The organism is Comamonas sp. lk (assembly GCF_900564145.1).
Classification (GTDB): Bacteria; Pseudomonadota; Gammaproteobacteria; order Burkholderiales; family Burkholderiaceae_C; genus Comamonas.
Genome location: NZ_UOOB01000001.1, coordinates 3,421,493 through 3,446,183, shown reverse-complemented (window position 1 = coordinate 3,446,183; position 24,691 = coordinate 3,421,493). Strand labels below are relative to the sequence as shown.

Here is a 24,691-nt window from a genome sequence, read left to right as displayed (position 1 = left end):
ATGCTTTGGCTGCCATGCCGCAAGAAGACGAAGAGCCGGCGCAGGAGTCGCTGGAGCCCACCACCCGCTTGCAACGCTGGCGCATGGTGCTGGGCAGCCCGGCTGATGCCAGCTGCGGTGGCGTTGGCGGCCGCCTGCAGGAAATGGATCAGGCGCTGGCCGCACTGTATGAGGAAGACAGCAAGCTCTCGTCGCGCAAGGGCGGACGCGGCAATTCCTCGCCCTCGGTGTCGCGCTGGCTGGGCGATATCCGCAAGTACTTTCCCAGCCAGGTGGTGCAGGTCATGCAGCGCGATGCCATGGAGCGCCTGAATCTGCGCGAGCTGCTGCTGCAGCCCGAGATGCTGGAGAACGTGCAGCCCGATGTGCATCTGGTGGCCGATCTGATCTCGCTGGGCTCGGTGATCCCGCAAAACACCAAGGCCACGGCCCGTCTGGTGGTGCGCAAGGTGGTCGATGAGCTGATGAAAAAGCTGGAGGAACCCATGCGCAGCGCCGTCAGCGGGGCGCTGGACCGCAGCCAGCGCAACCGCCGCCCGCGCCATGCCGAGATTGACTGGAATCGCACCATACGTGCCAATCTGCGCCACTGGCAGCCTGAGTACCAGACCATAGTCCCCGAGACTTTGATTGGCTACGGCCGCAAGGCCAGACGCCCACAGCGCGAAGTGATTTTGTGCATAGACCAAAGCGGCTCCATGGCCAACTCGGTGGTGTATTCCAGCATTTTTGGTGCGGTGATGGCCAGCTTGCCGGCCGTGGCCACCAAGCTGGTGGTGTTCGATACGGCGGTGGTGGATCTGACCGACAAGCTTGACGATCCGGTCGATGTGCTGTTTGGCGTGCAACTGGGCGGCGGCACCGATATCAACGGCGCCGTCGGCTATTGCCAGAGCCTGATCAGCGAGCCGCGCAACAGCATTCTGGTGCTGATCTCGGACCTGTACGAGGGCGGCGTCGAATCTGGCCTGCTGCGCCGTGCCAACGAGCTGGTCGAGTCCGGCGTGCAGTTCATCACCTTGCTGGCGCTGAGCGACGAGGGTGCTCCGGCCTATGACGCCGAACTGGCCGCCAAGCTGGCCGCCCTGGGCGTGCCTTCGTTTGCCTGCACGCCCGATGCGTTTCCCCAACTGATGGCGGCCGCCATTCGCCGCGACGATGTGGCGGCCTGGGCGGCGACCCAGGGCTTCAAGACCAGCAAATAGTCACCTTCCAAGTTGCAGTCGAGGTCGTGCCAGGCCCAAAGCGCGGGGGCCGTGCAAGACCTTCCCCAAAATCCAACAGCTGCGGGCCGGGCTTGCCTTCATGATGGCTGCTGATTCAACTCCGGAGAAATGTGCATGGCAGTTGCTGGCCTTTTAATGCTGCTCGACGACATTGCAGCCTTGCTCGACGACGTGGCCTTGATGACCAAGACGGCCGCCGGCAAGAGCACGGCCATCCTGGATGATGTGGCGGCCCAGACCAAGGTTGCCATGCAAAAAACCGCCGGCGTGCTGGGCGACGATCTGGCGCTCAATGCCGAGAAGGTCACGGGCGTGAGCGCCAACCGGGAGCTGCCCGTGGTCTGGGCGGTGGCCAAGGGCTCGCTCAAGAACAAGGCCTATCTGGTGCCGGCGGCCATGCTGATCAGCGCTTTTGCGCCCTGGTTGATCATCCCGCTGCTGATGGTCGGCGGTGCTTTTCTGTGCTTTGAAGGCGTGGAAAAAATTCTGGAGCTGTTTCGCAAACGGCAACAGCATGGTGCCAAGCAGGTAGTGGCCGAATCTGTCGAGGCGGCGCAGATCGGCGTGGCGCCGTCTTCGGTGCGGGCTGCGCATGAAAAGCAGTTGGACCCGGCGCAGTACGAAAAAGAAAAAATCGCAGGTGCGGTGCGCACCGACTTCATCTTGTCGGCCGAAATCATGGCCATTGCCCTGGGCACGGTGGCGAGCAAGCCGCTGTGGGAACAGTTCACCGTGCTGGTGGCCGTGGCGCTGGCCATCACCGTGTTTGTCTACGGCCTGGTGGCCGGCATTGTGCGCATGGATGATGTGGGCGGCTGGCTGATGGCCAAGAAAAGCGCGGCCCTGCAAGCGATTGGCCGCGGCACGATTGCGTTCACTCCCTGGTTGATGCGCGGGCTGTCCGTTGTGGGCACGGCGGCCATGTTCATGGTGGGCGGCAGCTTGCTGGTGCATGGCATGGCACCGATAGAGCATTGGGTGCAGGCCGTGATCGCTCCCGTGGGCGGAATTGCCGCCGCACTGGGCGCGGTGCTGGTGCATGTGCTGGTGGGCGCCGTCATCGGCGCGGCCGTAGTGGTGTGCGTGGAGCTCTGGCACAAGCTGCGCCCGGCCAAGACCGGGCATTAAAAATGTATATCTAACACCGAAGTATTGGCAGCGCTTTGCGTTGTATCAGCAGCTAAAGCGGGCGTAGCCAAAGGGCAACGCCCGCTTTTTTCTTTGCGGCGAGCCCGGCTGGATTGACCTGGGACAAACCCGAGTGTGCAGGGCTTTGTTTCAATCAATGTCAAGGAAGGAGCACAGCGCTCCCCGGATTTTCTTCAAGGAAAAAAGCCAATGAAAAAGACTCTGATCGCGATTGCTGCCGCTGCCAGCGCCCTGACTGCCGGTACTGCTTTTGCCCAATCCTTTGACGGCAGCAGCCCCTGGCTGGTGCGTATGCGTGCAGTGAATCTGGACAGCGACAACGGCGGTGCCGCCGGTGCTGCGGGCGTGAGCATCAACAACAAGTGGATGCCCGAACTGGATGTGTCCTACTTCTTCACGCCCAATATCGCTGCCGAGCTGGTTCTGACCTATCCGCAAAAGCATGATGTGCGCCTCAACGGCGGCAAGATCGGTTCGCTCAAGCATCTGCCGCCCACCTTGCTGGCCCAATACCACTTCACCAACTTCGGCGCTTTCAAGCCTTATGTGGGTGCCGGTATCAACTACACGCGCTTCTCGAACGTGGACATTCTGGACGGTGCCCTGAGCGTCAAGAAAAACAGCTTTGGCGGTGCGTTGCAACTGGGCTTTGACTACGCTCTGGACAAGAACTGGTCGCTGAACTTCGACGTCAAGAAGGTGTATATCGACACCCAGGTCAGCGGCGGAATCGGTAAGTTCAAGGTCGATCCATGGCTGGTGGGCGTGGGCGTGGGCTATCGCTTCTGATAGCGGCAAACCGTGTTTTTCAGGGCAGATGAGGTGAAGCGTTTTCTGCCTTGAAACACGCACCGCAAGTGGTTGCGGTGTAAGAACGTGTTGACGATCTCCTCAACGCGGCTGCGTAGAAATCGTCAATACGTTCTAAAGGGGTGGCTGCTGTTTGCGCGGCAGCCATTTCTCTGGCTTGGGTGTATGTATTTGATCGGTATCCGCTTTGGCGGCTACCGATTTTTTTTGCTCTGGAGATGGCTAGCAACAAATGCCGGCTTCATTCAAACGTCCGATATCTCATGATGTGAAAAATATCGCTGGGCTCAGTCCTACTTCTGTCCAGCGCTGGCGGCGATAGGCTGGTGCTTTGCTGGCTTGGGCTTGGTGCCGGGGTCGCAATCATGGCTTGGCAGTGATGGCCCAGGTTTGGCAGACAGCCGCCTTGTGCGATCAACTCATCAGGAGAGGCAGCATGCGTTTGGCATCACGTTTGGTATCGGATAGGCAGGCAACATCCATAGAGTTTTTTTCCCGTGCCGGGCGTATTCCCCTGCCTCTGGCGTCTTCCTCGCCGCCAGTTGTCGCCGCCAACGGCGCCGGACATCAGGACGATGCGTCATGCCTGCTGCGCCATGAGCTGGCGCAAGGCCTGATGCAGCAGCAGGCGCAGATCTCACCCAAATTTCTGTACGACGCACGCGGCTGCGCCTTGTTTGAGCAGATCACGCAGCTGCCCGAGTATTACCCCACGCGTACCGAGGCCGCGATCATGGCCCGGTATGAGAGCGCCATGGCGCAGGCCATGAGCGGCTGTCAGGTGTTGATCGAGATGGGCGCGGGCAACTGCGAAAAAGTTCGGCGTCTGTGCCGCAGTCTGGCGCCGCAGCAGTTTGTGGGCGTGGACATTGCTGGGGATTTTCTGCAGGCGGCGGTGGCGCGCCTGGGCCAGGATTTTCCGCAGCTGAAGGCAAGCGCCGTGGCCGCCGATTTCACCGCCGATTGGCAACTGCCGCCCGATGTACCGCTGGCCCGGCGCGAGTTGTTCTATCCCGGCTCATCCATAGGCAACTTTGATACCTTGCAGGCCCTGCATATGCTGCAGCATATGCGCTCGCTTTTGAACGGCGATGGCGGACTGCTGATAGGCATAGATCTGCCCAAATCACTTCCTGTTTTGATAGCTGCCTACGACGATGCGCAGGGCGTTACAGCCGAGTTCAATCTCAATGTACTCAGCCATGTGAACAGCTTGCTGGGCAGCGATTTCAGGGCAACGGACTGGGTGCATGAGGCGCGCTTCGATGTGCAGCATTCCCGCATTGAAATGCATTTGCGCGCCCGCCATCCCGTCATGGTGCGCTGGCCACAGGGCCTGCGCTGCTTTGCGCAAGGCGAGAGCATTCATACGGAAAACAGCTACAAATATCCCTTGCCTGAATTTCTCTCCATGCTGGCCAGTGCCGGCTTTGGCCGCAGTCAGGTCTGGACCGATGAGCAGCAGTGGTTTGCCGTCATTCATGCCCAGGCTTGAAGCCGTGTATCAAGAGCTGCCTTCTGCGGTCGCCGCGCATGCCGCTCCCATCGACTGGTCTGCGCTGACGGCGCAGTTTGCGGCGGTGCGCGCAACCACGCAAAGCCTGGCAGCACCACTGTCGGCCGAAGATGCCTGCGTGCAATCCATGCCCGATGCCAGCCCGGCCAAATGGCATCTGGCGCACAGCAGCTGGTTTTTCGAAACCTTTGTGCTTGCGCTCCACGAGCCGGATCACCGGCCTTTTGATGCCAGTTTTCGCATGCTGTTCAACTCCTACTACCAGCAGGTGGGGGCGCGCCATCCAAGGGCCCAGCGTGGTTTGCTGACGCGGCCGCCTTTGGCGCAGGTCATGGCTTACCGCACGCAGGTGGATGGGCGGATGCTGGCGCTACTCCGCACCATGGAAGCCAAGCCTGTGGCGCTGCAGCAGACGGTGGCGCAGCTGATTAATTTGGGCTTGCAGCATGAGCAGCAGCATCAGGAGCTGCTGCTCACCGATCTCAAACATCTGCTGTCCTGCCATCCCTTATGGCCTGCCTATATGGAAGAGCCGCAGAAGGTTGAACTGACGATTGCCGGCATTGCCGAAACTGCCTGGCAATCGGTGGCAGAGGGCCTCTACAGCATTGGTCACTCGGGAAAGGGTTTTGCTTTTGACAATGAAAGCCCCCGCCATGGCGTTTATGTGCAGGCAGCGCAGATTGCCTTGCGGCCGGTCAGCAATGGTGAGTTTTTGCGCTTTGTACTGGACGGCGGCTATAGCCAGCCCCAGTGGTGGCTGGCCGAGGGCTGGGACTGGTGCCAGGCCCAGCAGCTGAGCCACCCCTGGTACTGGCGTGCACCACAGGGCGGCAGCCGCCTGGAGGACTGGCAGGAGTTCAGCCTTTACGGTGCGCTTGCGCTGCATGGGCAGCGACCGGTCTGCCATCTTTCCTACTACGAAGCCGATGCCTATGCCCGCTGGGCCGGCGCGCGTTTGCCCACGGAGATGGAGTGGGAGGTGGCCATGGCCGCGCATGCCGAGCATGGCTGGCAAGCCGGGGCAAGCGATGCGCATCGCACCCAGCCGAACTTGCACCTGCACCCGCAGCCCATGGCCGGCGATGCCGCACCGGCAACCGGCCAGGTCTGGGAGTGGACGCAATCGTCTTATGCCGCCTATCCGGGCTTTCGCGTCGCCGAAGGGGCGGTAGGTGAGTACAACGGCAAATTTATGGTCAACCAGTATGTGCTGCGCGGCAGCTCTTGCCTGACGCCCACTGGCCATTCACGCCTGAGCTACCGCAACTTTTTTCCGGCGACTGCCCGCTGGCAGATGAGCGGGCTGCGTCTGGCGCGCGACGCTTGAACGTCTTGCGCCGGCGCAGCCGTCATGCCCTGAAGCAGGCCGTGTTCAGACCTGTTCCAGCGCCTGGTGCAGATCGGCCAGCAAGTCGTCGATGTGCTCTATGCCCACGGACAGGCGCACCATGCCCTCGGTCACGCCGGCCTTGGCCAGTTCGGCGGCGTCGAGCTGGCGGTGGGTGGTGGAGGCGGGGTGGGTGGCCAGCGACTTGGCATCGCCAATATTCACCAGACGGGGGAACAGTTGCAGCGCATCGAGGAAGCGCGCACCAGCGGCGCGGCCTTCATCGCCCTTGAGGCTGAACGACAAAATTCCCGAGGCACGGCCGCCGGACTGCTTTTGCACGATGGCGTGATCGGGATGATCCTTGAGACCGGCATAGCGCACCCATTGAACCTTGGGGTGGTTTTGCAGCGTCTCGGCAATCTTTTGCGTGTTCTCGCAGATGCGGTCCATGCGCAAGGCCAGAGTTTCTATGCCTTGCAGGATCTGGAACGCGTTTTGCGGCGAGATGGCAGCGCCCATATTGCGCAGCGGCACCACGCGGGCGCGGCCTATGAAGGCGGCCGGGCCCAGAGCCTCGGTGTAGACCACGCCGTGATAGCTGACATCAGGCTCGTTCAGACGCTTGAAGCGGGCTTTGTGCTCGGCCCACGGGAACTTGCCGCTGTCCACAATCGCCCCGCCCACGCTGGTGCCGTGACCGCCCAGGTATTTGGTCAGCGAATGCACGACGATGTCGGCGCCATACTCGATGGGGCGCAGCAAATAGGGCGAGGGCACGGTGTTGTCCACGATCAGCGGTACGCCATGCTGGTGGGCCACGTCGGCCAGGGCGCGGATATCGGTCACATTGCCCAGCGGGTTGCCGATGGACTCGATGAACACGGCCTTGGTCTTGGCATCGATCAATTTGCCAAAGCTGGCCGGATCGCGCGGATCGGCAAAGCGCACTTCTATGCCTTGCTGCGGAAAGGTATGGGCAAACAGGTTGTAGGTGCCGCCGTAGAGCGTGCTGGCAGACACGATGTTGTCACCGGCTTCGGCCAGGGTCTGGATGGCCGCCGTGATCGCCGCCATGCCCGAGGCCACGGCCAGCCCGGCGATACCGCCTTCCAGTGCTGCCACGCGCTTTTCCAGCACGTCGGTTGTGGGATTCATGATGCGGGTGTAGATGTTGCCGGGCACCTTCAGATCGAACAGGTCGGCGCCATGCTGGGCGCTGTCAAAGGCATAGGCCACCGTCTGGTAGATGGGCACGGCCACGGCCTTGGTGGTGGGGTCGGGGGAGTAGCCGGCGTGAACCGCCAATGTCTCGATACGCATGCAGATGCTCTTTCCTGTGATGACTGACAGAACTGGGCAGGCCCAGGCCGCAGCCATTATGGAAGGCGGTTCTGCAATGCTCAACCACGTATTGGCTATGTGCTTATGCGCAGACCCAGCCTGCTCGCATGCCGAGACGATGCAGGCGTCTTCCATGGAGCCCGTCCCTGGTCGAGCCCCGACATTTCGCTGCCATCTTATGGAAAGATACACTCAGCAACGCTTTTGCTGCTGCTTGCTCCTTGCCCTATTCCGGTCCATCCTCAGACCTCATCTTTTGTGAATCTGCCTGCCGATCCTTATTTTGCGTTGCTCGCACCGGCCTGCGTCTTCTTGTTGGGCATGGTGTTGTTCGCCTGCTGGTGGCTGCAGCGGCGCCAGGGCAAGGCGCAATATCTGCTGTGGATGGCGGCAGGCTATGTCTTGCCCGCCACGGCCGTGGCCTTGCAGAGTCTGATGAACAATGCGCAACTGGCCCAGTGGGCCTTGCATACCGGCGTGCTGTATCTGGGTGGAGCCTGGGGCATCGCCCAGGGCATGACGCTGCGCACCACGGGAATGCCTCAGCCCTGGTGGGTAGGTGCCTCGGTGGGCCTGTTCTGTCTGGTCAGTCTCTACTACTACTCGCGCATTGATGAGCAACTGTGGATGCGTGTGCAGCTGCTTTGCATCAGCCTGGGTTTGATGCAGCTGCTGACGCTACGCAGCGTGCTGTGCGCCGTGCCCGCGCGCGACCGGCTCGAATCCATGTTGCGCTGGACTTATGTGGCCTTTGCCGTCTATGCCTTGCTCAGGGCGCTGGTGGTGCTGGTGATTGCCTCGCGCCAGGATATAGAGACACTGACGCGCTCGGGCTACTGGTTGATCACACTGGCTGGCGCGCTGCTGTTCAGCATGTGGTTCTCGCTGGTGCTGTTGGCCTGCTCGGTGCGCGACATGCTTGTCACGCTGCGCGAGGAGCGCAACCGGGATTCGCTGACGGCGCTGCTCAATCGCCGCGCTTTCATGGAGTCGGCCCAGGTGCTGATGGCAGACCGCTTGTCTGCGCCCTGGGCGGTGGTGGTGGGCGACATAGATCACTTCAAGCGCGTCAATGACAGCTGGGGTCATGCCTGCGGTGACCGGGTCCTGCAGAACATAGCGCATGTGCTGGTCACGCAGGTGCGTGAAGGCGATCTGGTCGCACGGTTTGGCGGCGAGGAGTTCGTTTTGCTGCTGGCCTGCGTCAACCTGCAGGAAGCGCAGACCATCGTGCAGCGCATCCGCTCCGATCTGCACGCCAATCCGATTGCCGTGCCCGATGCCCGGATGCGGGTGACGGTGAGCTTTGGCATCACCGAAGTGCTGGACTTGCCGGATTTGGCGAATGCATTGCACCGCGCGGATCTCTTGCTTTATGGCGCCAAGCAGGCCGGGCGCGACTGCATTCATGTGCAGGACATGCGTTTGCAGTCGCAGGACGAGGAAATCAGAATCTGATGAATGCTATTAAATAAATAGCTTCTGACGCTTGTAAATAAACGGGATTGACCTGTTTTAAGTGAGAATTCTGCCGCTGGAAGCCGTTTTTTCAGCTTGCGGCCTGGGCTTTTTGCGCGGGGCAGGCTGGGGCTGAGTTGCTTCCCAGGCGGGCAAGGCGGCATACAGCAAGGCCGGCGCATGGGCGTCGTTGGCGGCATAGCGGCGTTGCGCATCACTGAGCTCGCGCGCCGCCCAGTTGGAGGTGGTGGTTTTCTTGGACTTTCGAAAGTACTGCCCCAGCACCAGGGCCACCGCTGCCCGCACGCCAATCGAGGAGCCGTAGCCATGTTGCTTGAAGCGGCGGTCCAGATCCACGATATGCGCCAGCTCCACGCCCAGCTTGCGCGGCAGGGCATGCTTGTCGTTATCCAGGCCAAAGCCCACCTTGCAGATCGTCGTGCTGGCCAGCACTTCGCGTGCCAATGCCATGGCCTGCGGATGGTGCAGCTGCAAAAGCCAGGCCGCCTGAGGCGTGGCCAATTGCACCAGGTGCGGGCCGGTGTCCGTCTGGTTCACGCTGAACAGCGGCTTGCTCTCGGTATCAAAACCCAGCACGCTGGCGGCCAGCAAGGCTTGGCGCGCTTGCTCGAACTGCTGCTCGGTCTGCGGAGTGAAGATGGCCTGATCGGGCAGGGCGGGGTAAGGCGGCAGCAGGGCGCTGGCTTCTTTGCTGGGGGCTTGGAGTCTGGGCATGGCAAGGCGTAATGGATGCAGAGCGCAAGCGTACACGCTGCAGCTGCCGCCGGCAGGCCTTAGAACGTGTTTACGATCTCCTCGGCGCCGCGCCAGTACCTTTGCGGGATGGGATTCGCGCGGCCGGCGAGGCAACACCGCAGGGCGCCCCTAGCCGGGCGCCCGCAAAGGCACTGGCCTGAAGGGTTGAGGCGAAATCGGGCGATTTCTTCGCGCTGCGGCTGGCTTGCACCTCGGTGCAAGCTGCTCCACATCGCTTCAAACTCATCCCGATTGCGCCTCAACGCGGCTGCGTAGAGATTGCAAACCCGTTCTTATCCCCATGCAATGTGGATGGGCCTGTGGGCAAGTCATGGGGTAAGTCCGGAAAGCGGCGCCAGTGCTGGCTTTGCGGTCTGTGCCTCAAATTGAGTCAATCATGGGGCGCAGAGCAAAAAGCCGGCAGTGCCGGTAGTTGAAAATCCAGCGGCCTTGAGGCCCTCATGTGCTCGGGGCTCAATGCGCGGCTTCGGGCGCCCAGGCAAACACGGGGTCGGAGCGCGATTCGATCATCTTGCTGCGTGTCTGCAGCAGCGGGTCCAACATTTCCGGCTGGGGCACGATCCAGTAGTCGCCGCGCGCTATGGCGGCAAACACGCGCTGGGCGAATTCGTCGCTGCTCAGTCCGTTTTGCTCCAGCAAGCTGGTCATCATGCCGTGAAACTGTGTGGACGCCTGCGTCGGTGTTTCGCGGAAGATGGCCGTCTTGACCGGGCCGGGGGCCAGCAAGGACACCTTGATCTGCGGATTGACGGCCGCCAGTTCGCTGGCCAGGCTTTCGGTCAGCGCCACGACGGCGAACTTGGTGGCCGTGTAGGGCGCCATATAGGGGCTGGGCATAAAGCCGCCCACCGACGCCGTGTTGATGATGCGTGCGGGGCGATCAGCCTTCAGCAGCCGGGGTACAAAAGCGCGCAGCCCATTGACGATGCCGTTCACATTGACCTGCCAGGACTGCTGCCATTGGGCCTCGCTGATCTCCCAGCAATTGCCGGTGGACAGCACGCCCGCATTGTTGAACAGCAAATCCACCTGACCGAAAGCGGTATAGGCGTGCTCGGCCAAGGCGTTGAGCGATGCCTGCTCGGTCACGTCGGTAGGGACGGCCAAAGCCGTTCCACCGCAGGCCTTGATGGCTTGTGCCACTTGTTCCAGACCGGCGAGGTCGCGATCGGCCAGCACCACCTGCATGCCTTTTGCCGCTGCCAGCCTGGCCAGACCGGCCCCTATGCCGCTGGCTGCGCCTGTGATGACTGCCACTGTCATATTGCTTTCCTTTGTGTGATTCATGGAATTGATTTGAACCGCCTTGAGTCTGCAATATCAAGCATAAAAATACGCTTGACAGTTTTATCCGGTATTTACAGTGTGTCTGAATGGATTAAATACAAACCCCGTATTGACATATTTTGAGTAGGTCCACAGTACGGTCGATTTTTATAAGGGTTTATGCCGGAGACTGTAAACAGCTTGCGGTTTTGTAAAGAGGAAAATTCATAGTGGTTTGAATCGCCAGAATGAGAAGAATGGGCACCCGGTCAATAGGCGGCGATTTGAATATCTGTTGAGGTGAGAATGAATCAGTTGATGGGTGGGTTGAAAGACAAGGTCGTGCTGGTCACCGGCGGTACGTCGGGGATCGGATTGGCCAGCGCGGCAGTCGCTGCGGCCAACGGCGCCATCGTGGTTTGCGCCGACTTGCAACCGGCGCAGAAGCTGCCCGAGGGTTGCGAGTTCAGGGCGCTGGATGTCACGGACTGGAAAGCCACCGAGGCGCTGGTGGACGATCTGGTGGCGCGTCATGGCCGGATTGATGGTCTGCTCACTTCGGCCGGTGTTTCACGGGTGGGCGATGTGCAGGAGATGACGCTGCAAGACTGGGATCAGGTGCTGCAAGTCAATCTCACGGGCAGCATGTATTCGGCAAAAGCCGTGGCGCCCCATATGTGCCGGCGCAAGCAGGGCTCCATCGTGGCGCTTGCCAGCATCAACGGCATGCTGGGCAATGCCGGCAATCTGGCCTATTGCACCTCCAAGGGGGCGGTAATCCAGATGGTGCGCAGCCTAGCCGCGGATCTGAGCCGCAGCGGCGTGCGCGTCAATGCCATCAGCCCCGGTCTGATTCACACGCCGATGACGGCCATGCTGGATCAAAGCCCTGCACTGGCGGCCTTCGTCAAACAGCATTTGCTGGGCCGCGTGGGTCTGGCACAAGAGGTGGCCCATGCGGCGGCCTTTTTATTGTCGGATTTGTCCTCTTTTGTGACCGGTATTAATTTGCCCGTGGATGGCGGATTTTCTGCAGCCAAAGTTATTGAAATGGCCTAAAGGTTTTATATGAAGTACGATGTCATTGTTATTGGTTGCGGCATGTCGGGAATACTGGCCGGTATTCATCTGAAAAATGCCGGAAAGAAATTCATTATTCTGGAAAAGGCAGAAACCCTGGGTGGAACCTGGAGAGATAACACTTATCCGGGTTTGACTTGCGATGTGCCATCGCATGCCTATACCTATTCATTTGAGCCCAATCCTGAATGGTCGCGGGTATTGCCACCCGGTGCCGAGATTCAGCAGTATTTTGAAGCGGTATTTGAAAAATACGGCCTGGCCGAATCTGTGCGCTTCAACAGCGAGATCAGCAGCGCCCAATGGCTGGGCGAGGCCTGGCAGCTCACGGATCAGCAGGGCAAATGCTATGAGGGAGTCAGCGTGGTGGCCGCCACCGGCGTGCTGCACCACCCCAACTACCCCCAGATCAAGGGGCTGCAAGAGTTTGAAGGGCAGACCATTCACAGTGCGCGATTTGATCACTCCGTGCCGCTGGACGGCAAGCGGGTAGCCGTTGTCGGCAATGGCTCCACGGGCGTGCAAATCGTGTCGGCCCTGGCCGCGCGCAGCAAGGTCCGGCATTTTCAGCGCACACCGCAATGGATTTTCCCGGTCGAGAATCCGCTGTTCAGCGAAGAGCAACGGGCCGAATTTCGCAGCAACCGTGATTTGCTTGTCTATCTGCAGCGCGAACCGACCTATCTGGCCAATGTGGAGCGCTTTACCGAGGGCGTGCTGGACCCGGACTCCGAGCAGATTCAGGAGATCCAGATCCTGTGCCAGTCCAATCTGGACAACACCGTCACCGACCCGGCGCTGCGCCAGAAGCTGCAGCCCAATTACCGCGCGGGCTGCAAACGCCTCATCTACTCGCCCGATTACTACCGGGCCATTCAACATCCCGACGCCCAGCTGATCAGCGAGGGCATATCCCAGGTCGAGAAAAACGGCATTCGCACCAGCGATGGAGCGCTGCACGAAATGGATGTGATCGTGCTGGCCACGGGATTCAAAACCGACCGCTATGTGCGTCCCATGCAGGTGACAGGCTTGTATGGCAAGACGCTGGAGCAGGCCTGGAGCGATGTGCCCACGGCATACAAGTCGATTTCGGTGCCGGATTTTCCCAACTTCTATTTCATGAACGGGCCGACGTCGCCCGTGGGAAATTTCTCGCTGATCGATACCTCGGAGATGCAATGGGGCTATATCTGGCAGCTCATCGAGCGGGTGCAACAGCAAGGGATTGCCGGGCTTTCGGCCAAGGCCCAGGCTCTGGCCCGCTATGACGCAGAGCGGCTGTCGGCTGCCAAAACCTCGGTCTTCGGTTCGGGCTGCAACAGCTGGTATCTGGACAAGAACGGCGTACCAAATACCTGGCCCTGGTCGCAGTCGCGCTTCAGGCAGGAAATGCAGACGCCGCAATGGCAGGACTACACCGTGCACGCGCTGGAAAACGTCGCCGCATAACTTCCACGCTTTCAAGACCCACGGGCCACAGGCCTGCGGCTTCACTTTCAACGGACAAGGACGAATCATGCAAATTCACCCGGAGCTGGCGGCAGCACTTGAGGCTTTCAAGGACGCGCCGCCGCTGAACTTCACCACCATGGCGGTGACCGAGATTCGCCAGGTGCTGGATCACATGGGCTTTGCTCCCGCCGATATTCCTTTGCATGAGGTGCGCGAGCTGCGGATTGCTGCAGGGCAGCGCAGCATGGCTGCCCGCCTGTACCGCGCCAGCGACCATGCAGCAGCGCCGGTGATGGTATTTTTTCATGGCGGCGGCTGGTGTGTGGGCACGCTGTACACCCACGACAATCTGTGCCGCCATCTGGCGCAGATCACCGGCATGAATGTAGTTTCGGTGGACTATCGCCTGGCGCCCGAGCATGTGTTTCCTGCCGCTCTGGATGACGCCTATGCCGCCACGCGCTGGGTGGCCGCGCATGCCGCCGAGCTGAGCTGCGATGCCGGGCAACTGACGGTGGCGGGCGACAGCGCCGGCGGCAATCTGGCCATTGCCACCTGCTTGCATGCCAAGGAAGACAAATGGGGCGGCATAGCGCAGCAGCTGTTGCTGTATCCGGTCTGCGATGCACGCATGCAAACCGCGTCCTATGCCCAGTTCGGTCAGATGCCCATGCTCAGCCGCGATGACATGGCCATGATGTGGCGCCACTACCATCCCCGAACGCCCATGCACCCGCTGGCCTCCGTGATGCAATACGCCGACCTCAGCGGCCTGCCGCCGGCGGTGATGGTGACGGCGGAGCTGGATGTGTTGCGCGATGACGGCGAGGCTTTTGCCCAGCGTTTGCAGGATGCGGGCGTAGCGGTTTCGCTGATGCGCGCCCAAGGCATGCTGCACGGTTTTGCCAACTTCAGCACCATGCTGCCGCATATCGCCCAGCTGCTGGAGCAAGCCTGCGCTGCCCTGCCATCGGCTCAGACAGCCAGCACGGCGTGAGATGGAAATCTTCAACTGTTGCTTCATACAGCTGAAGAGGCGTGGAGGCCTAAATTCTTATCCCCGCTTCATGTGGACGCTCTTGTGGAAAAGCTCGCTTGAAAGTCTCGAAACCCGCGCCAGATGGTGCTTTCCACGGAATGCTTAAAAAATAATCGATTCCATTGCTACGCAAAATCCAAGGGTTAGCACCAGGGTAAGTTCTGTTCTCCCTGTCAGCAAAAAGCCCGCTCATCGAAATCGATGCGCGGGCTTTTTTTCTACTGGCTGGCCTGGATTACGGCTTGGCGTTGGGAGCAGGTCGGGTGCGGAAGAACTGCATGGGGTGCTCCTGCATTTCCTTGGCATGCTGGTTCATCACCGATTTCTTCATCTTGCCCACCACATGCATTTCGCAGGGCTTGCAGTCAAAGCGCAGGGTGAGCTTTTCCTTGCCGTTGATCAGCTGCAGCGGCTCGGCCTTGATCGTGCCCTTGACGCCGATCACGCCCTTGGCCTGCTTGGGGCACAGGCTCATGGAAAAGCGCACGCAGTGCTTGGTGATCATCAGCGAGACTTCGCCTTCTTCTTCCTTGCTCTCGTAGGCCGCGTCGATCACCTTCACGCCGTGCTTGACGTAGAAGTCGTGGGCCTTCTGGTTGAAGACATTGGACAGGTAAGTCAGCGTGTCTTCGGGGAAGGGTGCAGGCGGCTCCACAGGCTTGGCGCGCGGCAGGCGGATAAAGCCATTGGCGCGGGCGGCTTCCAGCGCGGCCAGTGCATCGCGGCGCAGCTGGTTCAGGGCCGAGGCCGGCACAAACCAGGGTTGGGACAGCTGCAGGCTGATGTCGTTGACCGAGAAGATGCTGGCACCGAAGCGGCCCAGCTGCTCGCGCAGCGTGGCTTCGGCCTTGGCAGCGTCGGTGGCGCTCTGATGCTCGTGCTCGATGGACGCGGTGGCGGTAAAACCGTCTTCATCGGTCAGCGTCAGCGCAAAGCCCTGCGTCGTGCCATTCACGGCTTCCTTGAACTCGGCCCACAGGCCGATGCGGCGTTCGCTGGATTTCTTCTCCAGCATACGCACCCAGTCCATGTCGCGGTTGCGGTTGATTTCCAGGCCTTTGCGCAAGTCCTTGAACTCGGCAATTTCGTTCTTGGGGAACAGGCGCCAGATGCCTTTCTTGGCATGCATGCATTCGACGCGGTTGATGTGCACGCCCACCAGTTCTTTTTGCAGATCGTAGTAGCACAGGCCGTCGCCGTTGTGCAGCTCGGTGGCCTTGTCGCTGGCTTCGATCTCGAACCATTTGTCGCCCACTTGCGTGACCCAGCCAATAGAGCGGCCGGGAGTCTTGGGCGTGTCGAAGGCGCCGATATCGTCTTTGCGGCCGTTGACAAAATAGTCGGTGAACTCGCGGTTGAAGTTCTGGTCGGGATCGGGCTCGAAGCTGAAGCTGGTGGTACCCGAGGAGGAGCGCGCCAGCGGCTGCTCGGAGAATTCGCGCTCTTCGATGATTTCATCGAGCAGTTTGCGGTAATGAGCGGTGATGTTCTTCACATAGCCCATGTCCTTGTAGCGGCCCTCGATCTTGAAGCTGCGCACGCCGGCATCGATCAGGGCGCGCAGATTGTCGCTCTGGTTGTTGTCCTTCATGGACAGCACATGCTTTTCATGGGCAATGATGCGGCCGCTGGCATCCGTCACCTCGTAAGGCAGACGGCAGGCCTGGTTGCAGTCGCCGCGGTTGGCGCTGCGGCCGGTATGGGCGTGGGTGATGTAGCACTGGCCGGAGTAGGCCACGCACAGCGCGCCGTGCACGAAAAATTCAATCGTGGTGCGGGCCGGGTCGGTGGCGGCACGTATGGCGGCGATCTGCTGCAGATCCAGCTCGCGGGCCACCACGATTTGCGACAGACCAGCATCCTGCAGAAAGCGCGCTTTTTCGGGCGTGCGGATGTCGGTTTGGGTGGAGGCATGCAGCTGAATCGGCGGCAGGTCCAGCTCCAGCAGACCCATGTCCTGGACGATCAGCGCGTCTGCTCCGGCGTTGTAGATTTGCCAGGCCATCTGGCGTGCGCCTTCAAGTTCATCGTCGCGCAAGATGGTGTTGAGCGTGATGAAGATACGGCTGCCAAAGCGATGGGCATGCTTGATCAGCCGCTCCAGATCGCGGATGTCGTTGCCCGCCGTGGCGCGCGCACCAAAGGCCGGGCCGCCGATGTAGACGGCGTCCGCTCCATGGTTGATGGCTTCAATGCCGATATCGGCATCGCGGGCCGGGGACAGGAGTTCGAGCTGGTGGGGCAGGAGAGACATAGGGGCAGGATTATCGCCGCCCCTTGCAATTGCTGCCTGTGGCGGGATTTCTGGCGCCTGGGGTAAGCCATCGCTTACGGGCTTGCCGCAGCTGTACATATTGACATAGACAATTGGTCCACAATGCTTAGAACGTGTTTACGATCTCCTCGGCGCCGCGCCAGTGTCTTTGCGGGATGGAATGCTAGGCGCGGGTGCGCAGCAAGGCTGTTGCCTTGCAAGTGACCGCAACGCCGCAAGCCGCCCGCAAAGGCATTGGCCCGAAGGGTTGAGGCGAAATCGGGCGATTTCTTCGCGCTGCGGCTTGCTTGCACCCCGGTGCAAGCTGCTCCACACCGCTTCGAACTCATCCCGATTGCGCCTCAACGCGGCTGCGTAGAGAGCGCAAACACGTTCTTAGTTCAGAGCGCATGCCAGCATTTGCGCCTCTGTCTTCATCTTCTGATTGCCTGCCCTGTTCCTGGGCGAGATACTCGGGCAATTTTCTTTATCGCGCTGCGGCGCGGCGTCTTTTTCAGCCCCGGTGCACGGCATGTTTCCTGCGCCGGCGGCCCATCGATTAATTAAAGGAATCTTCATGCGTTGTGCAGTTCCCCGCTCCATTGCCTTTCGTTACGCATTTCTGGGCTCTGCCGCCGCCCTGGCCTGCGCTTGCGCCACGGCCGGGAGCAGCGAGCAAGGCAAGCCGCTGGTGGTGCGCATCGCCCATGGCGGCCCGGTTTCCGGCCCGATTGCTCCCCTGGGCAAGGACGAGGAGAACGGCGTGCGCATGGCCATAGAAGAGCTGAACGCCAAAAATCTGCAGATCGGCGGCCGGGCCGTGCAGTGGAAGCTGGAAGCTGGCGATGATGGCGGCGACCCCGGTCAGGCTGCCTCGCTGGCGCGCCTGTTTTGCGACAAGAAAGTGGCAGCCGTGGTCGGCCATCTGCAGTCGGGCACCACCTTGCCTGCGGCCAGGATCTATAACGAGTGCGGCATTCCCAACATCACGCCGGCAGCGACGAATCCGGCCATCACCGATGCCGGCTATGACGATACTTTTCGCGTGATCGCCAGCGATGAGGCCATGGTCAACGCCTTGCTCGACGACGCTGTCAAGCGCCAGGGCATCAAGCGCGTGGCCATCATTGACGACCGCACGGCCTATGGCCAGGGCATAGTCAAACTGTTCGAAGCAGCAGCGCGCGAGCGCGACGTGCAGATCGTGGACAAGCAGTACACCAGCGACAAGGCCACGGAGTTCGCCCCGATTCTCACGGCCATCAAGGGCAAAAAGCCCGATGCCATCTTCTTTGGCGGCGTGGATGCCCAGGCCGGGCCCCTCTTGCGCCAGATGTCGCAGCTGGCCATGAACGATCTGAAGTTTCTGGGCGGCGATGCCCAGTGCAGCGAGCGCCTGCCCACCATGGCAGGCAAGGTGGCGGCACTGAAAAACGTGACCTGCGTGGTGGGCGGCAGCTCCTTGGCCAGCATGCCGGGCGGCACGGCCTGGAAGCAAAGCTATGACAAGCGCTTCCCCGGCCAGTTCCAGGTTTTCAGCCCTTATGCCTATGACGCCACCATGGTGCTGGCCCAGGCCATGTTGCGTGCCGATTCCAGCCAGCCCGAAGCCTATTTGCCCCAGCTGCGCCAGACCCATCACCAGGGCGTGACCTCCACCATCAGCTTCACCTCGCAAGGCGAGCTGGAGGAGCCGCAGGTCACCATCTACAGCTATGCCAGCGGCGAGCGCCAGCAACTGCGTCCAGCGGGCAAGTAATTTGAACGAAGCAACGCTGTTACCCAATATAGATAAGCGCTGATAGCTATGGTTTTTGATAGTTCAACGCACGAACACTTTATGCGCGAGGCCTTGCAGCAGGCGCGCGAGGCCGCCTTGGCGGGCGAGGTGCCGGTGGGGGCCGTGGTCGTGCATCAGGGACGCGTCATAGGCCGTGGCCGCAACAGTCCTCTGGCCAGCCAGGACCCCACGGCACATGCCGAGGTCATGGCCTTGCGCGAGGCGGCGCAGGCGATGGGCAATTACCGCCTGGAAGGCTGCACCCTGTATGTCACGCTGGAGCCTTGCACCATGTGCAGCGGCGCCATGTTGCATGCGCGGGTGGATCGCGTGGTCTATGGCGCGGCCGAGCCCAAGACGGGGGCCGCAGGTTCGGTGCTCAACGTGTTCGGCTATGCGCAGATCAACCACCAGACCCAGGTGCTGCGCGGTGTTCTGGCCGAGGAATGCGCGGCGCTGATGGCCGACTTTTTCCAGCAGCGGCGCGCACAGAACAAGGCCCAGAACAAGGCGCTGCAGCCGCATCCGCTCAAGGACGTGGCCTTGCGCAACCCCGATAGCGCTTTTGAAGCTGTTGCCGGTCTGGCCGACTGGCCCTGGCAGCCGCAATGGCGCAGCGATTTGCCGGCGCTGGACGGCCTGCGCCTGGCCGTGGTGGATGAAGGTCCGGCAGATGCGCCGCTGACCTGGCTTTGCCTGCATGGCAGTCCGGCCTGGGCTTATGTGTTTCGCCACGTGCTGCCTGCGCTGACCGCCCAAGGCCACCGTGTGGTCGTGCCCGATCTGCCGGGCTTTGGCCGCAGCGATCAGCCTAAGAAAGACAAGGCCATCACGGCCGAGGGCTATGTCCAGCAGCTGGAGCAGCTGCTGGCGGCCATGGATTTGCGCCATCTGGTGCTGTTGGGCCAGGGCGATGGCGGCCGCCTGGGTCTGGCGCTGGCCGAGCGCAGGCCGCAAAACTTTGTGGGTGCCTGGCTGGCCGATGTCTGGCCTGGGGCCGCACAGCCTGCCAAGCGCCAGCAATGGTTTGAACAGGCCGCGCGCAAACCCTCCTGGGATGTGGCGCAGGCCATGCAGGAGGTGGAAGGCCTGGCGGCAAAGGATATGGCATGGAATACACCTTTTCCGGATGCCGGCCACAGGGCTGCGCTCAAGGCCTGGTCTCGCGTGCAGACCGAAATGCCGCCGCTGCCGGCCGCATTGCTGCAGCAGTGGGCGCAGCGCAATAAGCTGTGGCTGCAAGCTCCTGCAACGGAGCAGCAGGTGTCGGCTCAGGACTGGCAAGCGGCCTGGATGCAGGCATTGCCGGCTTTGGACGGCCATGCAAGCGCCTGGAAACTAACCCGGCAGAGGCCGCTGGTTCCTTGGCTGTCAGCGGACATGGCGCGAGCGGCTGTGGAATACTTTGCGCTTTAGTTCGTAAATACGATCTTCGCTCGGCCGGCGTTGTGCGCCGAGCAGCACAGTTCACCCCCTTTTTTCGGAGCATGCAGGCCATAGCCTGCATGAACAGGTTTTGGCCACCACGCGTAAATTGTCGAGCAAAGCTTCTAGCAAGACCCCAGGCAAGGCAGTTCTTGCAGCGCAGCACGATCACGAACATCTTGCCGGGCATGACTGCGGCACGGAAGGCTGCAACCATGATCACGGCAAGCCTGCCGACCATGGACATAGCCATGATCACCACCATCACGATCATGCAGACCATGTGCATGCCGCTGACGGCAGCTGCTGCGGCCATGATCACAGCCACGGCCCCAGGCACATTTATATTTACTCACCTTCGGGAGCGGTGCGCGACAAGGCTGCTTTCAAGCGCGGCATCAAGCGCCTTGAGGCCCTTGGCCATGAAGTGGAAGTGGATGCCGATGCGCTGAGCAGCCATCTGCGTTTTGCCGGCGATGATGAAACCCGTCTGGCCGCCATTCACCGCGCGGCCGCCAGCGGTGCCGATGTGGCGCTGATCTCGCGCGGCGGCTACGGCCTCACGCGCATCTTGCCGGGCATCAAATACAAGACCGTGGCCAAGGCGATTGCCAAGGGCACGCAGTTTGTGGGCCTGAGTGATTTCACCGCTTTTCAGCTGGCCATGCTGGCCCAGACGGGAGCGACCACCTGGGCCGGCCCGGCGCTGAACGCCGACTTCGGCGTGGACACCAAGCATGGCGGTGAAGTGGACGACATCATGCTCGACTGCTTTGCCGATCTGCTCAGCGGCCAGGGCGAGGGCGCAGGCTGGCAAATGCCCAAGCTGGGCGAGCTGCCCAATGGCAAGCCCCAGCTCAAGGATTTCTATGTGCCCGGCGTTGCCACGCTGTGGGGCGGCAATCTGGCGGTGCTGGTGTCCCTGCTGGGCACGCCGTATATGCCGCAGATTGAAGGCGGCATCCTGTTCATCGAAGACGTGGGCGAGCATCCCTACAAAATCGAGCGCATGCTCACCCAACTGCTGCTGGCCGGCGTGCTGGCCAAGCAAAAAGCCATTGTCTTCGGCCAGTTCACTGAATTCAAGCTGGGCGCGCATGACAAGGGCTTCAAGCTGCAGACCGTGATCGACTGGCTGCGCATGCAAGTCAAACGCCCGGTGCTGCAAGGCCTGCCGTTTGGCCATGTGCCCACCAAGGTGCTGCTGCCCGTGGGCGCGCAGGTATCGCTGTCGGTTGAAGGCCGCGAGGCTCTGATTTACTGGGGTCATACTCACTGATTCATAGCGCCTGGCGCATTCTTCATATGGGCTGGGCGCATGTTTTATTTATAGAGGTTGGAAATGGGCAAAGCGGCGTTGCAATGGACCGATGAGATGCTGGCTCAGCTGGGCCAGGAAAAAGATGCCGTGCTGGCCCAGCGCTGGGGCACCTCGGCCAAGACCGTCAACCTCAAGCGCAACGCACTGGGTGTTCCTGCCTTCGGGCATTTCCAATGGACGGATGAGGCGCTGGCCCTGCTGGGCCGGCACTCCGATGCGCAGGTGGCCGGCCAGCTGGGCATCAGCAAGGCCAGTGTGGTGGCCAAGCGCGGCGAGCTGGGCATTGCACCCGTCAGCGGCAGCAGTCATGCCGCATTTGAGTGGGACGCAGCGGCCGTGGCCTTGCTGGGCACGGCGTCGGATGCCCGAGTGGCCGAGCAACTGGGCTTGAGCCGCCTGAGCGTCTACAACGCCCGCGTGTCCAGAGGCATTGCCGCCGCTGCGCGTGGCAGCGCAGGCAAGGGCGATTCGGCGGGAGCGGCTTTAACCGAGGGTCCATGAGGCGCCTGCCCGCCATGGCCAGACAGGGCATGACGGCGGCCATGCTGGGCTGGTTGTGGCTGGCCCTGCTCGGGGGCGCCAGCCACTGGCTGGTGTTTTTGCCGCCCTGGGCCTGGTTGCTGGCCGTGGCGACGCTGGGGGCACTGCCCGCCTGGGGGCTGTGGCTGGCCTTCATGCTGCGCAAGCGCGTGCTACACCACCAGTTTGCGCCGCAAGGCCGCATTCGTCGGTGCTTGTCAGGGGGCTGGTGGCCTGCCATCAAAGCCTTGGTGCTGGCGCTGCTGCTCAGCGGCAGCAGCTTGCTGCAAGCCTGGTTTCTTGCGCCCTGGGAATGGGCACTGTTGGCCGCCGCGCCCCTGCTGCATGGCCTGCTGTTCGGCTGGCTGCAAACCCGTCTGGATTCCGAATTTTCACAGCCTGCTTTTACCTGGGCCTGGTGCCAGCGTCTGGCCCGCTGGCTGCTGGTGGCCGTGCAGGGCGGACTGTGGCTGTGGAGCATGGCGCGCAGCGTGGACTATGGCCGGGCTCTGGCCACGGGCATGAGCGCCCAGGCGCTGGATGCGGCCATTGCCAGCATCCGTCAGGCGCCGTCGGGCTGGGTCCGCTGGGGGCTGGATAGCTTGCTGGCACTGCAAGTGGCTGGCGGCGCAGTGACAGAACTGCCCCAGCTGCCGGCCTTGCGTTTGCTGCTGCTGGCGCTGTTCGGCCCCGTGGGCGTGCTGCTGTGTCTGGGCTGCGCCCTGCAAGGGGCGGCAGGCGGGCGTGCCATCTGGCTTCAGGCCAGACCGCCGGCACAAGACAGGCGCGGCACGGCGGTGTTGCTGGGCCTGGTGGGTGTGTTGCTGGCCGGCCTTCTGGTGCAGACCGGCGCCAGCGTCGATGGCTTGCTGCGCACCCATGAAAGCCCGCTGGCCCTGCAGCGCCTGCCCGAGTGCGAACGCATAGGTCAGCAGCTCTACCGTCTGGGCACGCTGGAGGCCACACGCCAGCAGGCGCTGCAGGCCTTGGGGCAAATCAAGCAGGCACAGCTGGGCCAGGCGTTGTGCACCGGCGCGGGCGAGGTGCGCAAGGAGATGGACGCCGCCATTGAACGCTATCTGGACTGGTACTTCAGCCTGGGAGCCGAGTGGGGGCGCATTTTCAGCCTGTTGACGGGCGATGTGGGCGTGTTCCTGCAGGACAAGCTGACTTCCACCCTGGGCCAGGCCAAGGGGCTGGACGCCTGGATGCAAGCCGTGCAGCAGCAGGGCGCACGCAGCGGCGCAGCGCTGCAAGAGGGGCAGCAGCGCATCAACGAAACCCTGGCTCGCCACCATCTGGCGCTGGATGCCAGCCAATGCATTGTGCGGGTGCAAGTGCCCCAGCTACCGGCGCTGGATTTGCTGGGCGAGGCACGCCAGCGGCTGGCTGCCAGTGCCGTGGCCGGCACGGGAGCCGGAGCCCTGGCGGCGGTGGTAGCGGCCAAGGCCATGGCCAAAACCTCCATGAAGGCGGCCAGCAAGGTTCTGGCCAAGGCGGCGGCCAAGCAGGGCATTGGCAAGGCCGGAGCTGCCGCGGCCGGTGCGGCGCTGGGCTCGGTCGTGCCCGGCGTGGGCACGGTGGCCGGGGCTGTGGTGGGCGCGCTGGCCGGTGCCGTGATCGGCGTGGGCGTGGACTGGGCGGCGCTGTATGCCGAGGAGCTGCTCACGCGCGACGCCATGCGTGCAGATCTGCAGGCCGCTCTGGGCGCGCAGCTGGACAGCATGAGCCAGGCGCTGGGCTGCGAATAAGGCATGGCCGACCGGCGCACCAGCGCTGCCAAAACCAGTGCGGCCAAATCTTCTGGTTGCACCATAATCGCGGGCCGCGACTGCCGCCACCAAGATGCAGGCAGCGTGCTTGGGACCACCAATTCGGAAGGAATGAGGCAATGCGGGCTGTTTGGTATGAACGACAAGGTCTGGCGCAAGAAGTCTTGCAGTATGGCGAGATGCCAACCCCGGTGCCCGCGCGCGGAGAAGTTCGCGTGCGGCTGCTGGCCTCGGCCGTGAACCCGGCCGATGTCAACCGGCGAGCCGGGCGTCTGCATGCCATGGACTTTCCCCGCATCATTCCCAATAGCGATGGCGCAGGTGTCATCGATGCGGTGGGCGAAGGTGTCAGCGCCGCCCGGGTCGGCACCCGCGTGTGGGTGTATTTCGCCCAGAGAGGCCGCGCGTTTGGCACGGCGGCTGAATATGTCTGCCTGCCCGAGGAGTTGGCGTCCGAGCTTCCTGCGCAGATGAGCGCGGAGCAAGGCGCCTGCCTGGGCATTCCCTGTGTGACGGCCTATTGCGCGCTTTTTGATTCGGAACCCATCAAGGGCCGGACGGTGCTGGTCACGGGCGGTGCCGGTGCCGTGGGGCATTACGCGATTCAGCTGGCGAAATGGGGCGGTGCGCGTGTGGTCGCCACGGTGAGCTCCAGCGCCAAGGCCGAGCATGCGCTGGATGCCGGTGCCGATGTGGTGATTGATTACACCCAAGCCTCGGCCGGAGATCAGTTGCAACAGGCGGCCGTGGATGGCGTGCAGCGCATTGTCGATGTGGATGTGGTTGCCAACAGCCAGCTGGTGCTGGGTGCCGCCCATGACAATGCCGTCTGGGTCAGCTATGCCATCGGCTCGCAGGCAACGGCGGCCTTGCCCATGGCCAGCATCATTCGCAAGAATTTGAGGCTGCAAGGCCTGTATCTCTCGGGCTTGCAAGCATCCAGGCGCCGCGAGGCCCAGCAAGGCATTGCGCGCTGGCTGCAGGAAGTGCAGCACGCGCGCCATGCGGTGGACAGCGTGTTTTCTCTGCTGCAAACCGGCCTGGCCCATCAGGCGGTGGAAGCCAAGGCCAAAGTCGGCACGGTGGTGATTCGCTGCGATCAGGAGTAGCCAGCCTTCCCGCCTTGAGCATCCACAGGGCGGGCTTTTTTACAGTTCCAAGGCCGGTCTC

At 62.0% G+C, this 24,691-nt stretch carries 19 protein-coding genes; 15 read left to right on the top strand and 4 right to left on the bottom strand.

Translation table 11 applies throughout. The annotated features are described in order from the left end of the window. Positions 1-14: 14 nt before the first annotated feature. The 5 genes from EAO39_RS15695 to egtB all read left to right on the top strand — a co-directional run bounded on the left by EAO39_RS15695 (position 15) and on the right by egtB (position 6,031). Positions 15-1,205, top strand: coding sequence for a VWA domain-containing protein (locus EAO39_RS15695; protein ID WP_120971189.1), 1,191 nt, complete (start codon positions 15-17; stop codon positions 1,203-1,205). Between the two features lie 135 nt (positions 1,206-1,340). Further along, complete coding sequence (locus tag EAO39_RS15690) at positions 1,341-2,354, top strand: DUF808 domain-containing protein (protein ID WP_120971188.1); 1,014 nt, start codon at positions 1,341-1,343, stop codon at positions 2,352-2,354. Between the two features lie 210 nt (positions 2,355-2,564). Then, a complete protein-coding gene (locus EAO39_RS15685) occupies positions 2,565-3,164 on the top strand; it encodes an OmpW family outer membrane protein (RefSeq protein ID WP_120969069.1) in 600 nt (199 codons plus the stop codon). Positions 3,165-3,801: 637 nt separating this feature from the next. After that, positions 3,802-4,680 carry an L-histidine N(alpha)-methyltransferase gene (gene egtD / locus EAO39_RS15680; RefSeq protein WP_240467110.1) on the top strand — a complete coding sequence of 293 codons (879 nt, stop codon included), beginning with the start codon at positions 3,802-3,804 and terminating at the stop codon, positions 4,678-4,680. Continuing rightward, a complete protein-coding gene (gene egtB, locus EAO39_RS15675) occupies positions 4,667-6,031 on the top strand; it encodes an ergothioneine biosynthesis protein EgtB (RefSeq protein WP_120969064.1) in 1,365 nt (454 codons plus the stop codon). Before egtD ends, egtB begins: the two co-directional genes overlap by 14 nt. 45 nt (positions 6,032-6,076) lie before the next feature. Here egtB and EAO39_RS15670 read toward each other — a convergent pair whose 3' ends face one another. Next, positions 6,077-7,354 (bottom strand): aminotransferase class V-fold PLP-dependent enzyme, encoded by a 1,278-nt coding sequence (locus EAO39_RS15670; protein ID WP_120969061.1) that lies wholly within the window; start codon positions 7,352-7,354, stop codon positions 6,077-6,079. A 279-nt stretch (positions 7,355-7,633) separates the two neighbouring features. Between EAO39_RS15670 and EAO39_RS15665 the strand changes: the two genes are divergently transcribed. Beyond that, positions 7,634-8,833, top strand: coding sequence for a GGDEF domain-containing protein (locus EAO39_RS15665; RefSeq protein WP_240467032.1), 1,200 nt, complete (start codon positions 7,634-7,636; stop codon positions 8,831-8,833). A 57-nt stretch (positions 8,834-8,890) separates the two neighbouring features. Here EAO39_RS15665 and EAO39_RS15660 read toward each other — a convergent pair whose 3' ends face one another. Together EAO39_RS15660 and EAO39_RS15655 are read right to left on the bottom strand one after the other, a co-directional pair. Continuing rightward, positions 8,891-9,568: a 3'-5' exonuclease gene (locus EAO39_RS15660; protein WP_120969058.1), complete on the bottom strand. Its 678-nt coding sequence runs from the start codon at positions 9,566-9,568 to the stop codon at positions 8,891-8,893. Between the two features lie 495 nt (positions 9,569-10,063). Then, positions 10,064-10,873, bottom strand: a complete 810-nt coding sequence (locus tag EAO39_RS15655) for an SDR family NAD(P)-dependent oxidoreductase (protein ID WP_120971184.1) — start codon at positions 10,871-10,873, stop codon at positions 10,064-10,066. A 309-nt stretch (positions 10,874-11,182) separates the two neighbouring features. Here EAO39_RS15655 and EAO39_RS15650 point away from each other — a divergent pair, with 309 nt between their 5' ends. The 3 genes from EAO39_RS15650 (at position 11,183) to EAO39_RS15640 (ending at position 14,408) form a co-directional block, all read left to right on the top strand. Continuing rightward, complete coding sequence (locus tag EAO39_RS15650) at positions 11,183-11,935, top strand: SDR family oxidoreductase (protein ID WP_120969055.1); 753 nt, start codon at positions 11,183-11,185, stop codon at positions 11,933-11,935. Positions 11,936-11,944: 9 nt separating this feature from the next. Further along, positions 11,945-13,408 (top strand): NAD(P)/FAD-dependent oxidoreductase, encoded by a 1,464-nt coding sequence (locus EAO39_RS15645; protein ID WP_120969052.1) that lies wholly within the window; start codon positions 11,945-11,947, stop codon positions 13,406-13,408. 67 nt (positions 13,409-13,475) lie between these two features. Continuing rightward, complete coding sequence (locus EAO39_RS15640) at positions 13,476-14,408, top strand: alpha/beta hydrolase (RefSeq protein ID WP_120969049.1); 933 nt, start codon at positions 13,476-13,478, stop codon at positions 14,406-14,408. A gap of 277 nt (positions 14,409-14,685) precedes the next feature. Here EAO39_RS15640 and EAO39_RS15635 read toward each other — a convergent pair whose 3' ends face one another. Then, on the bottom strand, positions 14,686-16,704 hold the full coding sequence (locus tag EAO39_RS15635; protein WP_120969046.1) for a U32 family peptidase: 2,019 nt from the start codon (positions 16,702-16,704) through the stop codon (positions 14,686-14,688). 577 nt (positions 16,705-17,281) lie between these two features. Between EAO39_RS15635 and EAO39_RS15625 the strand changes: the two genes are divergently transcribed. The 6 genes from EAO39_RS15625 (at position 17,282) to EAO39_RS15600 (ending at position 24,630) form a co-directional block, all read left to right on the top strand. Next, entirely contained in the window at positions 17,282-18,463 is a 1,182-nt protein-coding gene (locus tag EAO39_RS15625) for a branched-chain amino acid ABC transporter substrate-binding protein (RefSeq protein WP_120969040.1), read from the top strand. Between the two features lie 48 nt (positions 18,464-18,511). Beyond that, positions 18,512-19,900, top strand: a complete 1,389-nt coding sequence (gene tadA, locus EAO39_RS15620; protein ID WP_120969037.1) for a tRNA adenosine(34) deaminase TadA — start codon at positions 18,512-18,514, stop codon at positions 19,898-19,900. 292 nt (positions 19,901-20,192) lie between these two features. Continuing rightward, positions 20,193-21,188: an LD-carboxypeptidase gene (locus EAO39_RS15615; protein ID WP_120971182.1), complete on the top strand. Its 996-nt coding sequence runs from the start codon at positions 20,193-20,195 to the stop codon at positions 21,186-21,188. Positions 21,189-21,251: 63 nt separating this feature from the next. Beyond that, on the top strand, positions 21,252-21,731 hold the full coding sequence (locus EAO39_RS15610; RefSeq protein WP_120971180.1) for a hypothetical protein: 480 nt from the start codon (positions 21,252-21,254) through the stop codon (positions 21,729-21,731). Beyond that, a complete protein-coding gene (locus EAO39_RS15605; RefSeq protein WP_120969034.1) occupies positions 21,728-23,500 on the top strand; it encodes a hypothetical protein in 1,773 nt (590 codons plus the stop codon). The genes EAO39_RS15610 and EAO39_RS15605 overlap by 4 nt, the downstream gene beginning before the upstream one ends. A gap of 140 nt (positions 23,501-23,640) precedes the next feature. Next, on the top strand, positions 23,641-24,630 hold the full coding sequence (locus EAO39_RS15600) for an NADPH:quinone reductase (RefSeq protein ID WP_120969031.1): 990 nt from the start codon (positions 23,641-23,643) through the stop codon (positions 24,628-24,630). Positions 24,631-24,691 lie beyond the last annotated feature (61 nt).